This window comes from Agrobacterium larrymoorei (assembly GCF_037722385.1).
GTDB classification, from domain to species: Bacteria; Pseudomonadota; Alphaproteobacteria; order Rhizobiales; family Rhizobiaceae; genus Agrobacterium; species Agrobacterium larrymoorei_C.
Genome location: NZ_JBBKAQ010000003.1, coordinates 135,683 through 149,868 on the forward strand (window position 1 = coordinate 135,683; position 14,186 = coordinate 149,868).

The window sequence follows — 14,186 nt, forward strand, 5'->3', positions numbered from 1 at the left end:
AAGCGTCGTACCTTCCGCGAGTCCGACGGGTCTGAGCATCATGCTTTGGCTTAAAAAGGTAGAGCGTCCTCTGCGCGCCCAATGGCGGCTTACGGCGCCTTAGTGGACCGCCGGCTCCTCATCACCCAGAAAGCTTCTGATTCCATCGCGCTCGCACGTAGCGACAAACTCTTCCCAGGCATCCTTGTCAGTGGCAAAGGGTTCGTCCCAGGTCGTTACATCGTCCTCTTCGGAGATGACTTCCAACTGCCAGTCCTGCTGGGTTCCAGCAGGGCGGAAGATGTCGACAAGGACAGTCACGCCATCATCTTCGAACTCACCAGAAAATTCAGAATGTTCCAACTTCTGTTTTTTCGACATATCAGCCTCCCGCTCCGGTGGGCGCATCGGGCGCCAGATGTTCTTTGTATTGCACTGTCTCAGATTGGTCGGTATCGAACTCGCCAGGTGACTTCAAAAGGCGTAACCCGGGACCACCGGCTGCAGAGGTCTGATTGTCGTCGATGAAGGAAACGCCCGCCTTTTCCAGCGACGAACGGAGCCGGTTTATCATTTCAGCATCGGATCCATTTTGGCCATGCTCAAACGACGTCAGAACTGCAGGGTCGATACCGGCTGCTTCGCTAAGCTTTTCCGGCGACCAATCGAGCATTGCCCGAGCAGCTCTGCATTGCGAAGTGGTGAGCGACATATATCCGCAGTCTCCATTGCGACAGATGACCGAAGCGGCTGCTTGGATCCTTATTCGTCCTACAGCATCGACCGGAAAATCGGAATCGATTTTCCAAAAAGTGCTGTTGGTAAATTCAAAACGGTAAAGCGTGCTAATGCGTCGATAGGCTTTCAACGAATCTGAAATCTCGTCGCAACAATGTGCGCGCTCAAGACGTTGAGGATCGAAGATTTTTCAGCGGTATTTTTTGGGAGATGTCTTGATTACAATGTGGTCGATTGTAAAAATGGCTCCCCGGGCCGGATTCGAACCGGCGACCTGTCGATTAACAGTCGAATGCTCTACCGCTGAGCTACCAGGGAACGTGCGCCGCTTGGCGTGGCGTGAGCGGGGTAATACAAACGCTTTGACGATTTGCCAAGCGCTTTTTTCAAAAAAAATGGATTCATCTTGTTTTATCCACCGAAGCCCCCACGTTTCTGGGCATGACGATGTTGAAAAAGTTTTCCCAACCCTGTTGAGCCGAGGTGATCTGGCGTGAATTTCGGTCTTCACCCCAAAACGGGGCGACTCCACATGGGCAAATGGAGCGTAGCGATGCCGCGCTCTCGCGTCGGGCGCATTGTTATCGGCACGTTGCTTGTCATTGGTGGATTGCTCGGCTTCCTGCCCATCCTCGGTTTCTGGATGGTGCCGCTCGGTCTTCTGGTGCTGTCTCAGGATCTGCGCTTCGTTCGTCGTAAGCGCCGTCAGCTGGCCATATGGTGGGAATACCGCAAGCGCGCCCGCCAGGCGCGCCGCGATGGCACAGATGTCGTCAGGCGCCCGTAAGCGAGTTGCTGAGACCTTGGCCGGCCCACACGGCCGCATAGGCCAGTGCCGCGAAGTAGATGGTCGTCAGTGCGAGGAACAGATAGCCGCCGAGCACGGTCGCACCGTCGCGCTGGATCATACCCGCAGAAAACAGAAGGATGGCGACCCCCGGCAAGGTATTCGAGAAGGGGATGAAGCCCAGCGGCATCATTAGCAGGATCCCGGCGACCATGATGGCGATGCCGTTCACGCGGTTCATGATAGCGCCAGTGGTGAGAGAGAGCAGCCGCGGACGAATGTATTTGTCCATCCAGGAAACGATGTTAACGCCCTTCTGCAGCGCCGGTACGAGGCGCGCCGTCTCCATCTGCCGATCCAGAATGCGTTTTGGCAGCCACGGCAACCGGTTCAGAATGATCGCAAGGCTGATCATGATGATCGCCGCGCCGAACACAGTGCTGACGCCTGGGATCGACACTGGAATGAGGAAGGGCAGGGAAGCAATGGCGCACATGAGTAGCAGGCCTTGCTCGCCAATGGCCTCCATCAATTCCCGCAAGGTGATCGTCTTTCCGCCAAGCTGATTGATCAGCTTTTGCAAAACGTAACTCAGATTTTCAGACGTATCCTTGAACGCGAAGTCCTGCGTCATGCCTTCTCCCGAAATCAATTGAAACTTCGGAAGTGATACCATTCATGGCCATGAGTGACTATCCGCAAATGCAGGAAGCACTCCGGCAAAGCTCATCACGATGGCGCGGACCGGCCCAAGCGTGTCGCGATCTTTCAGATTCACTCCCTCCGCTTTAGCTCCTTCGTCTGCCGCATCTCGTTACCGCCAAACCGCTACACAATTTTACACGACAGGCTTTAGATCGTCAGTGCGAGACCCACTTATTGTAGGCGCCCAACAAAAGAACAATCATCAAGATGCCGAGAATAAATGGGTTCAGCGAAGTAAAGAAATTAACGTAGTCCATAACTGTCTCCTCCTCAGTATGTCCTCGCATTTTCATTCTACGCCGAATGCCGGAAAAAACCAGAATAAAAGGATTTTCTACTGCGCCGCAGCAAGCAGAGAGGTTTCTTCAATCCCGGGCAAGGCTTTTCAGCTTCCGTACCGCAGCATTTTTCGGAATGAGGCGTCATAATGTTGCGCTGCATCATTTGCCATTCGCAGATTTGACCGCTAATGCAGGTCGCCGACGGATGCTAAAAGGGCATGCGCTGTGGAGTTTGCACATGCGCCACCACCGAATTAAACGGAGATAGAAATGCTGAGAGGTCTTTACGCCTGGGCGATGAACCTGGCAGCACGCAAGACCGCCGTTTGGTGGCTGGCGATCATCGCCTTCGTCGAGAGTTCGATTTTCTTCTTGCCCGCAGATATCATGTTTCTGCCAATGGTCTTGGCAAAGCCGCGCAAAGCGATGTTCTACGCGACCGTCGCCACAGTGGCATCGGTACTCGGCGGAATTGCCGGCTGGTATCTTGGCCACTACGCCTTTGAAAGCGTCGCTCGTCCGCTTCTCGAGTTTTACGGCAAACTCGATGCCTTCGAACATTTGAAAGCGTCGGTTGACTACGAAACCATTGTTCTCCTGCTGATCACGTCAGGCCTCGCTCACCTTCCGCCTATCAAGGTGGTGACGATCCTTTCCGGTGCCGCCAATATCAGCCTCGGCCTTTTTATTGTCACTGCCGTCGTGACGCGCGGCGCACGCTTCTTTATCTTAGCGGGCCTGTTGCAGCGTTATGGCGAAAGCATCCGCCACTTCATTGAAAAACGCCTCGGCATCATCGCAGCACTCGCCGCCAGCGCGTTGATCGCTCTCTATGCCGTCTATGTCTTTGTGCGGTGACATGGCCCGCCGTAGCTTACCGATGGACGAAGAACGTTCATCTTGATGTCAGCCTCAGTATCTACTCCTTCCGCCAATGGCAGTTGGAAGATCGATATGATGCGCAAAAAACTGATCACCTTTGTGAGCGCCGTGGCGGCCTTGGTACTGAGCTTCTTCGGCTATCTCGGCTTCCTTCAACTATCTGGAAATTTTCATGAGGTGCTGGCCGGCGAACTTTATCGCTCAAACCAGCCAAGCGCCGAGCAACTAGCGCTTTATGTAAAGCAGCACAGCATCAAGACCGTCATAAATCTGCGCGGCGAGAATGACGGATCCACTTGGTACAAGGATGAGGTCTCCGAATCCAAGGCACTCGGTGTTCACCATGTCGATTTTGCCATGTCTGCCCGTGAAGCGCTTTCGATGGACAAGGCCGAAGCGCTTGTCGAAATCATGCGCACATCCCCGAAACCGATCCTCATCCACTGTCGCTCCGGTTCCGACCGTACAGGCCTCGCCTCCGCCATCTATCTGGGCAAGATCGCCGGCGTCGATCCTGAAACTGCTGAGAAGCAGTTGTCCATCCGCTACGGTCACTTAAGCGTGCCCGTCGTGTCCGCCGCTTATCCGATGGATGAGAGTTGGGAGCGGATCGAAAACAGTTTGGCGCGGATGTAAGTGAGCTCGCGTTTAAAACCCGCAGTCCTAAGAAATCAACATTCTCTCATTTTGTCTGGGGCGGATCGTTTTTTGGGTTGCGCGCGAGACGCCTTCTATATAAACGCCTCTCTTGTGTCGGAGCGTAGCGCAGCCCGGTAGCGCACTTGACTGGGGGAAATGTCCCCGCGCTTCTAAAACCTCAATCTTCCCAATTACTTCTTTGCAATGCCATCCGGTTGAGTGGCGATTTCCGTGTGAATTTCCACCGGGTTCGTTTTATCCATCGCGTTGCGCAAATCTTCCGTCGTCACGTGGGCATATTTGAGCGTCGTGTTCATATCCTCATGCCCGAGCAATTCCTTCACGAGACGGATATTCCCCACCTTCCGCAATAGCCTTGTGGCGCATGTGTGCCGCAGGTCGTGGAAGCTGAAATCATCAATACCGGCTTTAATGACCGTGCGATCCATCGTCGTCTTCAAGCCTTCGCGCTCAATCGGTAGGCGCGTTCCTCGTGGCGCCACGTCGGCGCGCTGGACGATGTAAGTGAAGACCTTCTCGTGCGCCCTGGGATAAGTCCACAGTAGCTCATAAACAGCTTTGGTCATGGGGATGGTTCTGGTCTTCCGACCTTTTCCCGTGACGCGCATTTGCTGGTTCCGCCAATCAATATCCCGCCATTCGAGATCCAGGCACTCCTGCATTCGGCATCCGGTCAGAAGAGCGAACCTCACCACGTGGTGATAGTCGCTGCGCAGCTTTGCAAACAGCCGATCTTCCTCATCATGCTTTAGCTCCCGAACACGCTCCTGCGGTTCTTTCAGCATATGTTTTGACCATTCGATCTTTTGGATGGTCTGGCCCCACGTGTCGGCGGCGCGGGTAAGGATCGCCCGCATCGGCTGGGTGACGCTCCGGTTTACGGTTGCCGGCGATGGCGATTTACCCTTGGCATCTGGCAGTCGCCTTTTTGCGATCAACCGGGCAATATCCGCGCTGCGGATGTCGGAGACCGGACGCGTTTTCCCGATCTCCCTTTCAAGCCATGCTATCGTCTTCAGCGTCGTGTCATTGTTGGCATGGTGCTGCCCGACTTCTTCCCAGTATCGGGCAACCGCGACAGCCATTGTCATTGGCTTACGGCCGTCTACCTCTTGAGCTTTGGCCTCTTGGCGGATTTGTTGTTCGACGCGCTCCGCTTCTCTCTTATTCGTGCAGCCAGTATTGCCTGAATGTCGAACACCTTTGAGGCGGAAGTCGTAGCTGTACGTGTCTGCACCTGGGCGCTTGAAGACGGGCATGATGTCGTTTTTCTCTCAGCTTTGAAGGCCTCGATATCAGCCATATCGTACCTTCGTGAGGGTCGATCGCCTCGACCAACGTTGATGAATGGGATCGCTCCCTCGTATGTCAACTCGCGCAGTTGGCGGGACGAAATTCCAAGCTCCTCTGCGGCGAGTTCGGGCGTCAACAAAGGCATCTACTTCTCCCCATTATTCCCGCTATTCACAGCCGATATTTCTCTTCCCCTGATCGAAGTGACGTTCTCGCCATCGTATTCAGGCGGCGTGCGCAACCCTAAATTCGTGGCGTAGCTGAAGACCATGCGGCGAAGGACTTGTTGTGGGGACGTGTCGAAGTGCTTTGCCATCCGATCGATCTCGGTACGCAGTTCATCGGTGATGCTGAGCTTTTGGGCTGCCAATGCCGCGTTGATTGCCTCAACGAAAGCCGGTCCGGGCCCGAGCTTGCCGCCGTGGCGCTTGTGCCATGTGGACCAAGCGGCGGCGATCATTTCTGGTGTCGCCGTCATCCCTCGCTCCTTTCAAGCACCGCTCGGCGTTCCGGCATAACGAAAAGCTGAATGGAACCAGCGTCCACAGCATCAGCCAAGGCGCGGAGCCCATCAGTCGTGATGCTGGCAAAGCTGCCATCCGGGCCGTGCGATTTCATCAGGCCGATTTCGCAGAGGCGTTTGGTGATGGGTGTCGGTACGATCATGGCCGATGTGCAGCCAACCGATAGAAGCGTTTCCAGTTGTCGCTTTCCAAGCTTCATCACTCCCGGCCCTCCGCATCATGAGGCTCTGATGGGATGAGGGCGCGGATGGCGACAATGATTTTATCGACCGATGCTTCAAGGTCCAAAGAACCAGATCGGATTTGTTCGTCACCGATAGAGCCCGCCAAGATCGCCGCCTCTTCTAGCGCCTCACGCCTTGCGCGCTGCTCTGCTTCGGATAGGGCTGTGCGGAGAGCGGCACGCATTGGCTCTCTTATCACGGCGGCGACATATGCCTCTTGCTGCATATTGCCGATATCGGAATGACCGTTCCATTTCGGTTCGGTCAGGACGCCGAAGTCGACGGCGTCTTTAGGGTCTAGATCAAACCAATCCGTGATCGGCGTTTCCGCTTCGCCGTCAGGGTAAACTGCGCGTGCTTCCGAAAAAGCTTTGCATGCTGCTTTCAATGTAGCTTCCACGATCTCGCTCATTCTTCATCTCCATGCTTGGAGGCGGGGGAGGCTGAAAGAATTCGCTTAGCTTCAAAAACGCACCATGGCGCGCCACCAAGCACGTTGCGGGCGTCGGAGGTGTCCCACCACTCAGCAAGATGCTTCACGACCTTCATCGGCCTGTCATCCGCCACGTCCTGCACCTGTGCGGAGAGGGCGGCGGCATAGAATGCTTCCCAAGCCAGTTGTTTGCGATGGTTATAATCAAGTGTCTTTTCGCCCTTACTGTCCCGACCTGCCCACCATTCCTCAAAGCGTTCCGGCAAGTCAGCCTTCACCGCCACGGCTGGCGCGTTCTTCACCGGCTCCGCGTCCGTCGATAGGGCGACTTCGAGAGCTGAGCGGATATGTTCACGCTGAGCGTCGATCTTGGAGGCTGCATTGACGCTCCAGAATGCGTTGCCGAATGCCTCGACCATCTCATCAGTTACCATGGTGTTCGCCTCCTGTGCTGGCGATGGCGGCGCGGGCACGGCGTAGATCGCCAAAAGTGAGGTAGAAACCGACGTCGGTTTGTGCAAAGCGCTCATCATCGCGCCATTCGCCGCAAAGCTTTATCTCTGCTGCTTTAGAAAATGGTAGCAGGGCCGCTTGCATCTCCGTAACGAACTTACGCACCGGTTCAGCACCGCTCCAGTTCCCCGGCTCGCCTTTAGCGCCTGTTACGATCTGGTAGATTTCGTAGATCGTGGAGTTGGCTGTTCGAGCTTCCATAGCGTGGCCTTGGGCTTCCAGCTTCAAGCGGTCGGCAAGCTTCTGCAGTTCCTCGTTCTCGCGCTTCAATCGGTCGATCTCGGCAGAGGCTAAGCTCCGATCGATAAGCAGGTCCGAAATCATGTCTCCTTGAGAAGCGTACATGCTCATTGACTTTGGCTGCTTCAGGCGTTCCAATTTCTCTGGGTTGCTGCTCATCTCTGATCCTCGCGGTAAAAGGTGCAGGGCCGGAAGACGACGGCCTTCTTAGGCTTTTCGGATTTGGGGAAGCCGGGACCACGCAGGGGCTTTGCAGGCTTGGTTTTGATGCCGTTGGCGCCATTGTATTGACGCTTGGCTTTCGCGATCTGGGCAACATCCTTGTTCGTCTTGCCCTCTGCGCCGCGGTGGCAGCACTTCCCGAGCAACTGGCCTTCAGCAATCGTCAGCTTGGCCTTCTTGTCGGCTTCCGGCCGCAACGCTTCTGGGATGATGTGGTCGATCTCGTGAGGCTTGCTGCCAAGCACTTGGCCGCACCGCTCGCAGCAGATTTGACCGAGAGCGTTCTTGGACCGCTCGACAATCTGCTCTTTCTGGTTTCGGGTGAACTCACGACGGACCATCACAACTGCCCTCCCAGCGCGCGTGTCATCATATCCCGCTTCTGTCGCTCAAGGTCTCGTACCCGGCCCGTCTTGCCGTGTGAGCGCTTTGCCTGCTTGATTGCGGCGTCTATGTCGGATTGCCAGCGGTAGGCTTTTGAGAGCTTCCTACGGGCGCGCCAGGACTGCCAGAGGTGGATGGAACGTCGGATCAATCGGTTCATGTCTTTTCTCCCTTTCCGGCCGCTGCGGCTTTGAAGAAGTTCAGCACGTCCTTCGGCTTTTCAAAGCTGATGCCAATCTCAACGAGGCGCGTTTTCTCTTCCTTGTCGAACGGTGCCCAACGACCGTTGGCGAGTTCCACGGCAAGACCGATCGTCTCTCCGGCATCACCGGTGATTTTTTTTGTGTGAGGTCCGGCGGCGCTCATCTTCATGCTGCAACCCTCACGGTCACGGTAGCGGGGATGAAAAAGCACCCGCACTCGCAGTTGACGACAGGATCGCCATCGCGGTCAGTCTTCGAGAAACTGCCGTCAACGTCCTCTTCCATCTCGCAACTGATGTGCTCGCCGCATGACGGGCAGGCGACCTGCCAATCCGTTGGACAGGGCGAGGGGCGCTCTTCGCTGTAAAACGGCTCAGCCATCGACGCCCCCCAGATCAGAAGGCTTGCAGCCGAGAACCTTGGCACAAGCCTTGGCAGCTATTTCGACGCTGATGTTTCCCCGAGCGATCTGTCGGATCGACGTCGATACTGTCTTGGCCTTTTCAAAGCCCTCAGGAGATAGACCTTTCATCTCACCTTCGGACCAGCCGAGTTCGACGTCCTTCCACACTTCTGTCTTCGCCGCCGCAGCCATAGGCAGCATTTCAGCGGCGAACCGGATAAGGATATCGCGCTCTGGATCATTTGAGGGCGAGGCAGCCGGAGGGGTTTCCACCTCGCCCTCTGCTGGCTTCATGCCAGCGTCAACCGACTGAGATAGGGCGGTCTCGTCGGTATCGGTGTTCCGGTAAAGCTCCTGGCGGATATCGTCAGGCATGGTCAGAACGATGCCTTGCTCACCGAAGTGACGGATGATGCCGTCGAGATATTCGGTGAACTGCTTCGTGTTCATCTGGCTTGTGACGGGGAAGTTTAGCGGTTCCTGCATGATCGCGAGCTTCTGCTCATACGAGAGCGGCTTCACCACCTCGTCATAACGGGCGCGGAATGCCTCGTTCTGCTCCCGCAGAATCGGGATGCCGATCGTCAGCTTGCAATAGGCTCGGGCTTCCGCTGGCTTGATATCGCCCTTCTGCTCGGCAATCTCCTTGAACCACATGTTCTGCAGCCGGTTTTGTGCGGTGGAGCGATGCTTGCCATCGGTGATGGAGAGCGTGAACGGGTAGGGCCGGTTGGCAACCAGCTTGGCTGCCATGTCCCGCTGGTAATCGTCTTGGATCGTGCGGTTGACGGTGCCCATTAGCGCCACTCCGGTGCGAACGGGATATCGTCATCAAGATCGTTGGAGAAGTTAGCGTTTCTGCCTTGCCCCTGGTCGCCACGAGATTGCCCGCCAGAGCGGTTATCGTCCTTCTGGCGTGGTGGCATTAGGAGGATGACAAACTCGCCTTCTGTGGGCGCAGGAACGGCATTGAGGCGAACCGTGAACCCATCCTTCTCGCGCATAGGCCAAGCCGTGCCGATAGTCGTGAACTGGCTCTTCTCGTTGCCGTTACCGTCCTTGTAGCGGCGAACTGCAACTGCATCGTATCTCGTGGTCATTACGCTGCCTCCTGCACGGCCTGACGGCGCGCTTCAAATTTGTCTGCTGCTGCTTGCTTGTAATCGCGCGACCAGCCATCGCGGTTGGCGATGTGCTTCCAGCTCTCGGCGCATGCGTTGACGGACACCACAGATTTGCAGTCGAGAAGTTCCCTCTCGATTTCCTCTAACTGGCGCTTTTGGTGTGCGGCGCTTGGTTTTGCTGGCGCATCGCCGGGCTTATCGGCCTGATCGTTTTGATTCTGCTGCTGGCCTGAAAACTCAGCCTTCATGCTGTTGACGTACTTGTTGTCGTCGAACATCCCCATGTGAACATCAGCGCCCACGCCGACCAATTTGAAGGCGTTGGTCAGAGCATCCGTAAAGGCCTTCTTAAAAGCCTCATCGTCGTTCTCCCATCTCTCAGGGCGGTTATATTGCTCATTAGCCTTGATGTAGGTGACGACCTTGTCGCCGCCAACGCCGTAGACAGTCTTCGGCTGACCGTCCAGCATGTACCAGCCAGAGACCGTGCAAAAGACCAGAACCTCATTGTTTTGACCTGGCACAACCTGAAAAACCGGTTCGTTAACGCCCCAGCCCGAGCCACATGGTCCAAACTCCTCGGTCAGGCGACGATAGGAGAACATCGGTTTGATAGCGGTGCCAGAGAAACCCCCGGCACGCTTAAATGTCTTGGTATGGGCAGGGTCAGTTTTCCCCAGTTTGTCCCAGAGAGCAGTATTCTCCATCACGCGGCCTCCCCAAAGGAAGCGAGCATCTTCTGATGTACACGACGGACGCGGGCCACATCATCACGGCAATAGCCGGCGATGTCCTCATGCTTACCGTCAGCCCAAAGCTGGGCAACCATTGAGCCGTCGATTTCTCCCTTGCCTTCAAGCCCGAGAGCGAAGCACAGCGCGTCAAGGCTGATGCTTCCTTTAGCCCCGGCCCACGCCACCATCGTGTCGAACACTTCGCTCGACCACGGCTTCGGGTCTTTCGGCCACCATTCGGGCAGACGAACCCCAAGAACTATGGCGCGCTGCGTCAGGAAGCGCAGATCAAACCCGGCAACAAAATGCCCCACGATCTGTATCTGCGACCATTCCGAAGCGCGAAACACCCCCACGATGTCGATGAACGACTGAATCGCGTCGCGCTCTTGCTCAATCGTCTTGACGCTCTGGGAATGGATATCCCCGCCATTGATCGCGAAGCCTATGCAGCACACATGGCCCATGCCGCCATCAAAGCTGGTCTTGGCAATGGCCTCTTCTACAGCCGCAGCCTTCTGTTCCTTCTCCCAGGCGGCGATCGTATCAGCCTTCTTCATCTGGGCTGGCGGCTTGACAGTAGCAGCAACCCGCTCCTTAGCCGCCTCCGTCTGGGCAGGAATGGTTTCGATGTCGAGATAGAGGTAATTCATTCTGCAGCATCCTTGACGATCTCCATGACCTTCTCGCGCCCCAGCTCCTTGATGGCGTCGTTAACGGTCTGGCGAAGTTGAAATTCGATGAAGCCTTCGGGATTGAGGCGCTGCACGATTTTGTCAGTGAGCGCTCCGAGGCGCGTGGCCTCTGTGTGAAGTTCTGCTACCTTGCCCATGCAACATTCTCCTGCCGGTCTTTCGCTTGAATTGAGAGGGTGTGTTCCAGCGCCAGGCATCCGCCGAACATCAGGGCGCAGCACATGAGAACTAGCGTGCCGAGTTCGACGCGCTCTGCCTTCCGAAGGTTGGCGTCGATCCGATTGATGCGGTTGTTGAGCGAGTGCAGGTCAACCACGATCTCGTCGTGCAACTCTTTCTCTGGTGTGGTGAAAGCGTCCATCACGAGCGGCCTTCACGAGCGGCAATCATGGCGTCGGCAATCTGATATGCCCTTTCAGCAGCTTCCTTCGGCAGGAAGTTCGCAAGATACTGGCCTCCAGCAATGAGAGCCTGACCGGCCAAGTAATCTCTCAGGCTCATGCCTGGTGCTGCGTAAAGTCCGCTGTCAACTCCACCCTCGCAAGGGAACGCCGGACCGCCATCATCAATGTTCTTGCTATCTGCCATAGTCTTCCCCTTCATGCGGGTATCGGACAAAGCCGGGGTGGGTTAGGATTGGGTGGTCCCGTACGGGTTGAGGATTTTTTCGCGATCTTCGGGCGATGCCGCTGGAGGTCTGCTTTCCCTCCAATGGGTGCTGACCCTAGAAAGACCTGCTTGAGAAATATCACAGACGCGTGCTGATAGGGTTGATCGCCCAGACTTTGCCTGTGGTTGATAGACCAAATAGGATCGCGTCTTTGGCGCGCTATTCATGTCTTGCCATTCCAACTCTTGAACGGCAGCTATGACCAGTTCCGCTTTACGAATCGCCGCTTCTCTCGATTGTTTGACAATATCGCCAACCAATTGATCGCCGCTGTGGTCAGGCATGAAAGAATGTGGATCAATTATCCGCGCAATGATTTCTGCCGCTTCGCTCATCTTCTTATCCCGCTGTGCTGAGGTTACGAGGGGGTGGAAGCGACGAGCGCTTTGTAAGCGTCGATCAGCTGCTTTCGGTCAAAAAAGCCAGTTTCGCGTTCAATCAAGGCGTCTTGGAAATCTGGCGTATGTGGATCGCCGCCGAAGACGGTTATTTCGCAAAATTGGTCCACGCCAATTAGATTACCGCGGAATATATGCTTGGCCGACATGACGCCTTCGCCAGAAGGTATGTAGACGGGTATCTCTCCCGGCATACGGTTGAGAAGCTCTCTCAATTCTGTAACGGTCATTTCCCTATCCCTTGTTTGCTGCCCTGTGGGAGGGCTCGTCAGATGCAAGACGACGGCGTTTGGCGCGCTTGCTTTCCTTGGTGCTGTCGATGACGGGGCCGATGTCGTTCGGCGCTGGAGACGGTCCCTTGAACGGGTAGCTGTGCGCACCGTTCTTCGGATTGATCGTCACGATCAGAGTTGCCGCTTCGATGCTGCCGATGATCCGCGCAAGCCTCATGAGCGGTCTCCTTCGATACCTAAAGCGGCTTCTAGATCTCCAGCCTCTGGCCAGATGACAGCTTCGGCGCGGCCCGTGAGGACCCACCACGCGGCACGAATGCGTTCACGGGTGTTCTTGTGATAAGGAGTCGGTACAGCTCGGAACCACTTACCGCCGCGCTGTGTTCTGACGTGTGCAGATACCATGTCCCCAATCCGGTTTACGCCCCACGGCTTTCTCTGGCTCATACCCCCGCTCCTACACCCTGCATTGCGTGTGTGATGTTGCCTGCGGAAGGACGCTTGAACTTTGCCGTAGCGTCATAGGTGACTGGATTGCGAACCTTTGCGTCTTCGGCTGCTTCGCCGTCATCGAAGGCGTACTTGATCTCGGTCGCAAGAATGTTCGGATCGCTGATGTAGTAATCAGCTAGACCGCCGCACTCGTTGATGCCTGCGATCAGGAACTTATGGAAAGCGACGGACGCAGCCTGAAAAGCCGAAGTGTTCGACTTCCACGACTTCGTTTCGCCCATGCCAGCGGCAGCTTCATCGAGCGCCGCTTTGAATGCTTGGATCTGCTGTTCCATGTTACTCATCCTCAGTTGAGATCGTGATGGGATAGCGCCGGAAGGGGAGGGTCAGCTCGTGATCTTGGCGAGAGCTTCGCGAAAGCGGGTCTTTTCAGCTTCGATGAACGCCTTGTGCTGGGCTTCGACGCCGCGCCGGATTTCGGCAATAAGATCGTTGGTTGCCTTCTCAATCTCGCGCTTGAATGCCGTTTCCATGCACTTCTCAACGAGGTACTGAATGCGGCTCTTTTCATTGTAGGAAGAGCGCTCGCTGACCTTCCCATGCACATCAACCATCTGCGTCAGATACTGCCGACCGGTGAGGCCAATGAACTCGCGCATGGTCACAGGGTCCGCGTCAGGCTTGCCATAAGTGTATTTCGGTATAAGCGGCTGGTTGATGATCTCGGTCGTTACCGATTCAAGCGCTGCATCTGCCTTTGCAGTGACGAGCGAAATCGTTTTTGCCTCAATCTCCTTGGCGAGACGGTCATTGCCGAACTTGCCGACAACCTGTTGCGCCGCCGCCTGAACGATCAGGTCTTCCATGTCGCGCAAAGTCCAAGAAGTCATGGCAACATGAAACTCAATGCCGTTGCCCTCGGCTTGCTTGCGGGCCTCCATGCTGCTTTCCGGGACTTCATCGTCTCCAGTAAGCTCAGCAAGGTTTCCCGTATCCATGATCAGGTTGCTCATCTGCGTATCTCCGTTGATGCCCGACCGTGCGGGCTAGATCGAATTGGATATCCGCCCGAAGACGGATGCCGAGCGCGATCAGGCGGCGAGTTGTTGGGCTTTAAACTTCTGCAGGCGCTCGGCACGATCATCCTCTTCGGCTTCCCGGCAACGAAGCAGGTAAGCGACGATCAGCTCGCGGTCCTCGTGAGTGAGCGGGAAAGTCCAGAAGCCGCCAACGGTCATGAAAGATTGGTCGCGGATGATTGCGATCATGTCGTCGGTGTAGTCGTTGAACCAAAACTCTTCGTCAGTAACCGCTGGACGTGCGACCTCTGCCTGATGGCGAGCTTTGCGGATTGCTTCAAAGTGTCCAAGAACCAGTGTCATCGTCTCTCTCCTCGTTGGAGCCTTCC

At 55.9% G+C, this 14,186-nt stretch carries 28 protein-coding genes, 1 tRNA gene and 1 pseudogene; 3 read left to right on the top strand and 27 right to left on the bottom strand.

Going from position 1 to position 14,186, the window contains the following annotated elements:
- Window positions 1–99: 99 nt before the first annotated feature.
- From WKI41_RS05735 to WKI41_RS05745, 3 genes are all read right to left on the bottom strand, one after another.
- Entirely contained in the window at window positions 100–360 is a 261-nt protein-coding gene (locus WKI41_RS05735) for a hypothetical protein (protein WP_340192544.1), read from the bottom strand.
- A gap of 1 nt (window position 361) precedes the next feature.
- The gene (locus WKI41_RS05740) at window positions 362–847 is read right to left on the bottom strand and encodes a helix-turn-helix transcriptional regulator (RefSeq protein ID WP_340192545.1); all 486 of its coding nucleotides are present in this window, start codon (window positions 845–847) and stop codon (window positions 362–364) included.
- A gap of 113 nt (window positions 848–960) precedes the next feature.
- A tRNA-Asn gene (locus WKI41_RS05745) sits at window positions 961–1,035 on the bottom strand.
- Between the two features lie 175 nt (window positions 1,036–1,210).
- On the opposite strand from WKI41_RS05745, the gene WKI41_RS05750 reads away from it, so the two are divergent.
- Window positions 1,211–1,504: a hypothetical protein gene (locus tag WKI41_RS05750; RefSeq protein ID WP_340192546.1), complete on the top strand. Its 294-nt coding sequence runs from the start codon at window positions 1,211–1,213 to the stop codon at window positions 1,502–1,504.
- Here WKI41_RS05750 and WKI41_RS05755 read toward each other — a convergent pair.
- Entirely contained in the window at window positions 1,491–2,138 is a 648-nt protein-coding gene (locus WKI41_RS05755; RefSeq protein ID WP_340192547.1) for an exopolysaccharide biosynthesis protein, read from the bottom strand. The genes WKI41_RS05750 and WKI41_RS05755 overlap by 14 nt on opposite strands.
- A gap of 622 nt (window positions 2,139–2,760) precedes the next feature.
- On the opposite strand from WKI41_RS05755, the gene WKI41_RS05760 reads away from it, so the two are divergent.
- Window positions 2,761–3,348: a YqaA family protein gene (locus tag WKI41_RS05760; RefSeq protein WP_340192548.1), complete on the top strand. Its 588-nt coding sequence runs from the start codon at window positions 2,761–2,763 to the stop codon at window positions 3,346–3,348.
- A gap of 132 nt (window positions 3,349–3,480) precedes the next feature.
- Window positions 3,481–4,008 carry a dual specificity protein phosphatase family protein gene (locus WKI41_RS05765; RefSeq protein WP_340192973.1) on the top strand — a complete coding sequence of 176 codons (528 nt, stop codon included), beginning with the start codon at window positions 3,481–3,483 and terminating at the stop codon, window positions 4,006–4,008.
- A 194-nt stretch (window positions 4,009–4,202) separates the two neighbouring features.
- Here WKI41_RS05765 and WKI41_RS05770 read toward each other — a convergent pair whose 3' ends face one another.
- From WKI41_RS05770 to WKI41_RS05875, 23 genes and pseudogenes are all read right to left on the bottom strand, one after another.
- Window positions 4,203–5,291 carry a tyrosine-type recombinase/integrase gene (locus WKI41_RS05770; RefSeq protein WP_340192549.1) on the bottom strand — a complete coding sequence of 363 codons (1,089 nt, stop codon included), beginning with the start codon at window positions 5,289–5,291 and terminating at the stop codon, window positions 4,203–4,205.
- A gap of 23 nt (window positions 5,292–5,314) precedes the next feature.
- A pseudogene (locus WKI41_RS21725) lies at window positions 5,315–5,470 on the bottom strand (helix-turn-helix domain-containing protein); the annotation flags it as partial.
- Entirely contained in the window at window positions 5,471–5,803 is a 333-nt protein-coding gene (locus tag WKI41_RS05775; protein WP_340192550.1) for a hypothetical protein, read from the bottom strand.
- Window positions 5,800–6,048 (bottom strand): hypothetical protein, encoded by a 249-nt coding sequence (locus WKI41_RS05780; protein ID WP_340192551.1) that lies wholly within the window; start codon window positions 6,046–6,048, stop codon window positions 5,800–5,802. The genes WKI41_RS05775 and WKI41_RS05780 overlap by 4 nt, the downstream gene beginning before the upstream one ends.
- A complete protein-coding gene (locus tag WKI41_RS05785) occupies window positions 6,048–6,485 on the bottom strand; it encodes a hypothetical protein (protein WP_340192552.1) in 438 nt (145 codons plus the stop codon). The genes WKI41_RS05780 and WKI41_RS05785 overlap by 1 nt, the downstream gene beginning before the upstream one ends.
- Complete coding sequence (locus tag WKI41_RS05790; protein ID WP_340192553.1) at window positions 6,482–6,940, bottom strand: hypothetical protein; 459 nt, start codon at window positions 6,938–6,940, stop codon at window positions 6,482–6,484. The genes WKI41_RS05785 and WKI41_RS05790 overlap by 4 nt, the downstream gene beginning before the upstream one ends.
- Window positions 6,930–7,418, bottom strand: coding sequence for a hypothetical protein (locus WKI41_RS05795; protein ID WP_340192554.1), 489 nt, complete (start codon window positions 7,416–7,418; stop codon window positions 6,930–6,932). The genes WKI41_RS05790 and WKI41_RS05795 overlap by 11 nt, the downstream gene beginning before the upstream one ends.
- Entirely contained in the window at window positions 7,415–7,822 is a 408-nt protein-coding gene (locus WKI41_RS05800) for an HNH endonuclease (protein ID WP_340192555.1), read from the bottom strand. Before WKI41_RS05800 ends, WKI41_RS05795 begins: the two co-directional genes overlap by 4 nt.
- Window positions 7,822–8,025, bottom strand: a complete 204-nt coding sequence (locus WKI41_RS05805; protein WP_340192556.1) for a hypothetical protein — start codon at window positions 8,023–8,025, stop codon at window positions 7,822–7,824. The genes WKI41_RS05800 and WKI41_RS05805 overlap by 1 nt, the downstream gene beginning before the upstream one ends.
- Complete coding sequence (locus tag WKI41_RS05810) at window positions 8,022–8,237, bottom strand: hypothetical protein (protein ID WP_340192557.1); 216 nt, start codon at window positions 8,235–8,237, stop codon at window positions 8,022–8,024. Before WKI41_RS05810 ends, WKI41_RS05805 begins: the two co-directional genes overlap by 4 nt.
- 204 nt (window positions 8,238–8,441) lie before the next feature.
- Window positions 8,442–9,269: a hypothetical protein gene (locus tag WKI41_RS05815; RefSeq protein ID WP_340192558.1), complete on the bottom strand. Its 828-nt coding sequence runs from the start codon at window positions 9,267–9,269 to the stop codon at window positions 8,442–8,444.
- Window positions 9,269–9,571 carry a hypothetical protein gene (locus WKI41_RS05820; RefSeq protein WP_340192559.1) on the bottom strand — a complete coding sequence of 101 codons (303 nt, stop codon included), beginning with the start codon at window positions 9,569–9,571 and terminating at the stop codon, window positions 9,269–9,271. Before WKI41_RS05820 ends, WKI41_RS05815 begins: the two co-directional genes overlap by 1 nt.
- Window positions 9,571–10,302 (bottom strand): hypothetical protein, encoded by a 732-nt coding sequence (locus WKI41_RS05825; RefSeq protein ID WP_340192560.1) that lies wholly within the window; start codon window positions 10,300–10,302, stop codon window positions 9,571–9,573. Before WKI41_RS05825 ends, WKI41_RS05820 begins: the two co-directional genes overlap by 1 nt.
- A complete protein-coding gene (locus WKI41_RS05830) occupies window positions 10,302–10,982 on the bottom strand; it encodes a hypothetical protein (protein ID WP_340192561.1) in 681 nt (226 codons plus the stop codon). Before WKI41_RS05830 ends, WKI41_RS05825 begins: the two co-directional genes overlap by 1 nt.
- Complete coding sequence (locus tag WKI41_RS05835; RefSeq protein WP_340192562.1) at window positions 10,979–11,161, bottom strand: hypothetical protein; 183 nt, start codon at window positions 11,159–11,161, stop codon at window positions 10,979–10,981. Before WKI41_RS05835 ends, WKI41_RS05830 begins: the two co-directional genes overlap by 4 nt.
- Window positions 11,149–11,385 carry a hypothetical protein gene (locus tag WKI41_RS05840; protein WP_340192563.1) on the bottom strand — a complete coding sequence of 79 codons (237 nt, stop codon included), beginning with the start codon at window positions 11,383–11,385 and terminating at the stop codon, window positions 11,149–11,151. Before WKI41_RS05840 ends, WKI41_RS05835 begins: the two co-directional genes overlap by 13 nt.
- Window positions 11,385–11,612: a hypothetical protein gene (locus tag WKI41_RS05845; protein ID WP_340192564.1), complete on the bottom strand. Its 228-nt coding sequence runs from the start codon at window positions 11,610–11,612 to the stop codon at window positions 11,385–11,387. The genes WKI41_RS05840 and WKI41_RS05845 overlap by 1 nt, the downstream gene beginning before the upstream one ends.
- A gap of 42 nt (window positions 11,613–11,654) precedes the next feature.
- Window positions 11,655–12,029 carry a hypothetical protein gene (locus WKI41_RS05850; protein ID WP_340192565.1) on the bottom strand — a complete coding sequence of 125 codons (375 nt, stop codon included), beginning with the start codon at window positions 12,027–12,029 and terminating at the stop codon, window positions 11,655–11,657.
- A gap of 23 nt (window positions 12,030–12,052) precedes the next feature.
- Window positions 12,053–12,322 (bottom strand): hypothetical protein, encoded by a 270-nt coding sequence (locus WKI41_RS05855; RefSeq protein ID WP_340192566.1) that lies wholly within the window; start codon window positions 12,320–12,322, stop codon window positions 12,053–12,055.
- A gap of 4 nt (window positions 12,323–12,326) precedes the next feature.
- Window positions 12,327–12,542: a hypothetical protein gene (locus tag WKI41_RS05860; RefSeq protein ID WP_340192567.1), complete on the bottom strand. Its 216-nt coding sequence runs from the start codon at window positions 12,540–12,542 to the stop codon at window positions 12,327–12,329.
- A gap of 226 nt (window positions 12,543–12,768) precedes the next feature.
- A complete protein-coding gene (locus WKI41_RS05865; protein ID WP_340192568.1) occupies window positions 12,769–13,113 on the bottom strand; it encodes a hypothetical protein in 345 nt (114 codons plus the stop codon).
- Window positions 13,114–13,164: 51 nt separating this feature from the next.
- Entirely contained in the window at window positions 13,165–13,791 is a 627-nt protein-coding gene (locus WKI41_RS05870) for a hypothetical protein (RefSeq protein ID WP_340192569.1), read from the bottom strand.
- A 78-nt stretch (window positions 13,792–13,869) separates the two neighbouring features.
- Entirely contained in the window at window positions 13,870–14,160 is a 291-nt protein-coding gene (locus WKI41_RS05875) for a hypothetical protein (RefSeq protein ID WP_340192570.1), read from the bottom strand.
- Window positions 14,161–14,186 lie beyond the last annotated feature (26 nt).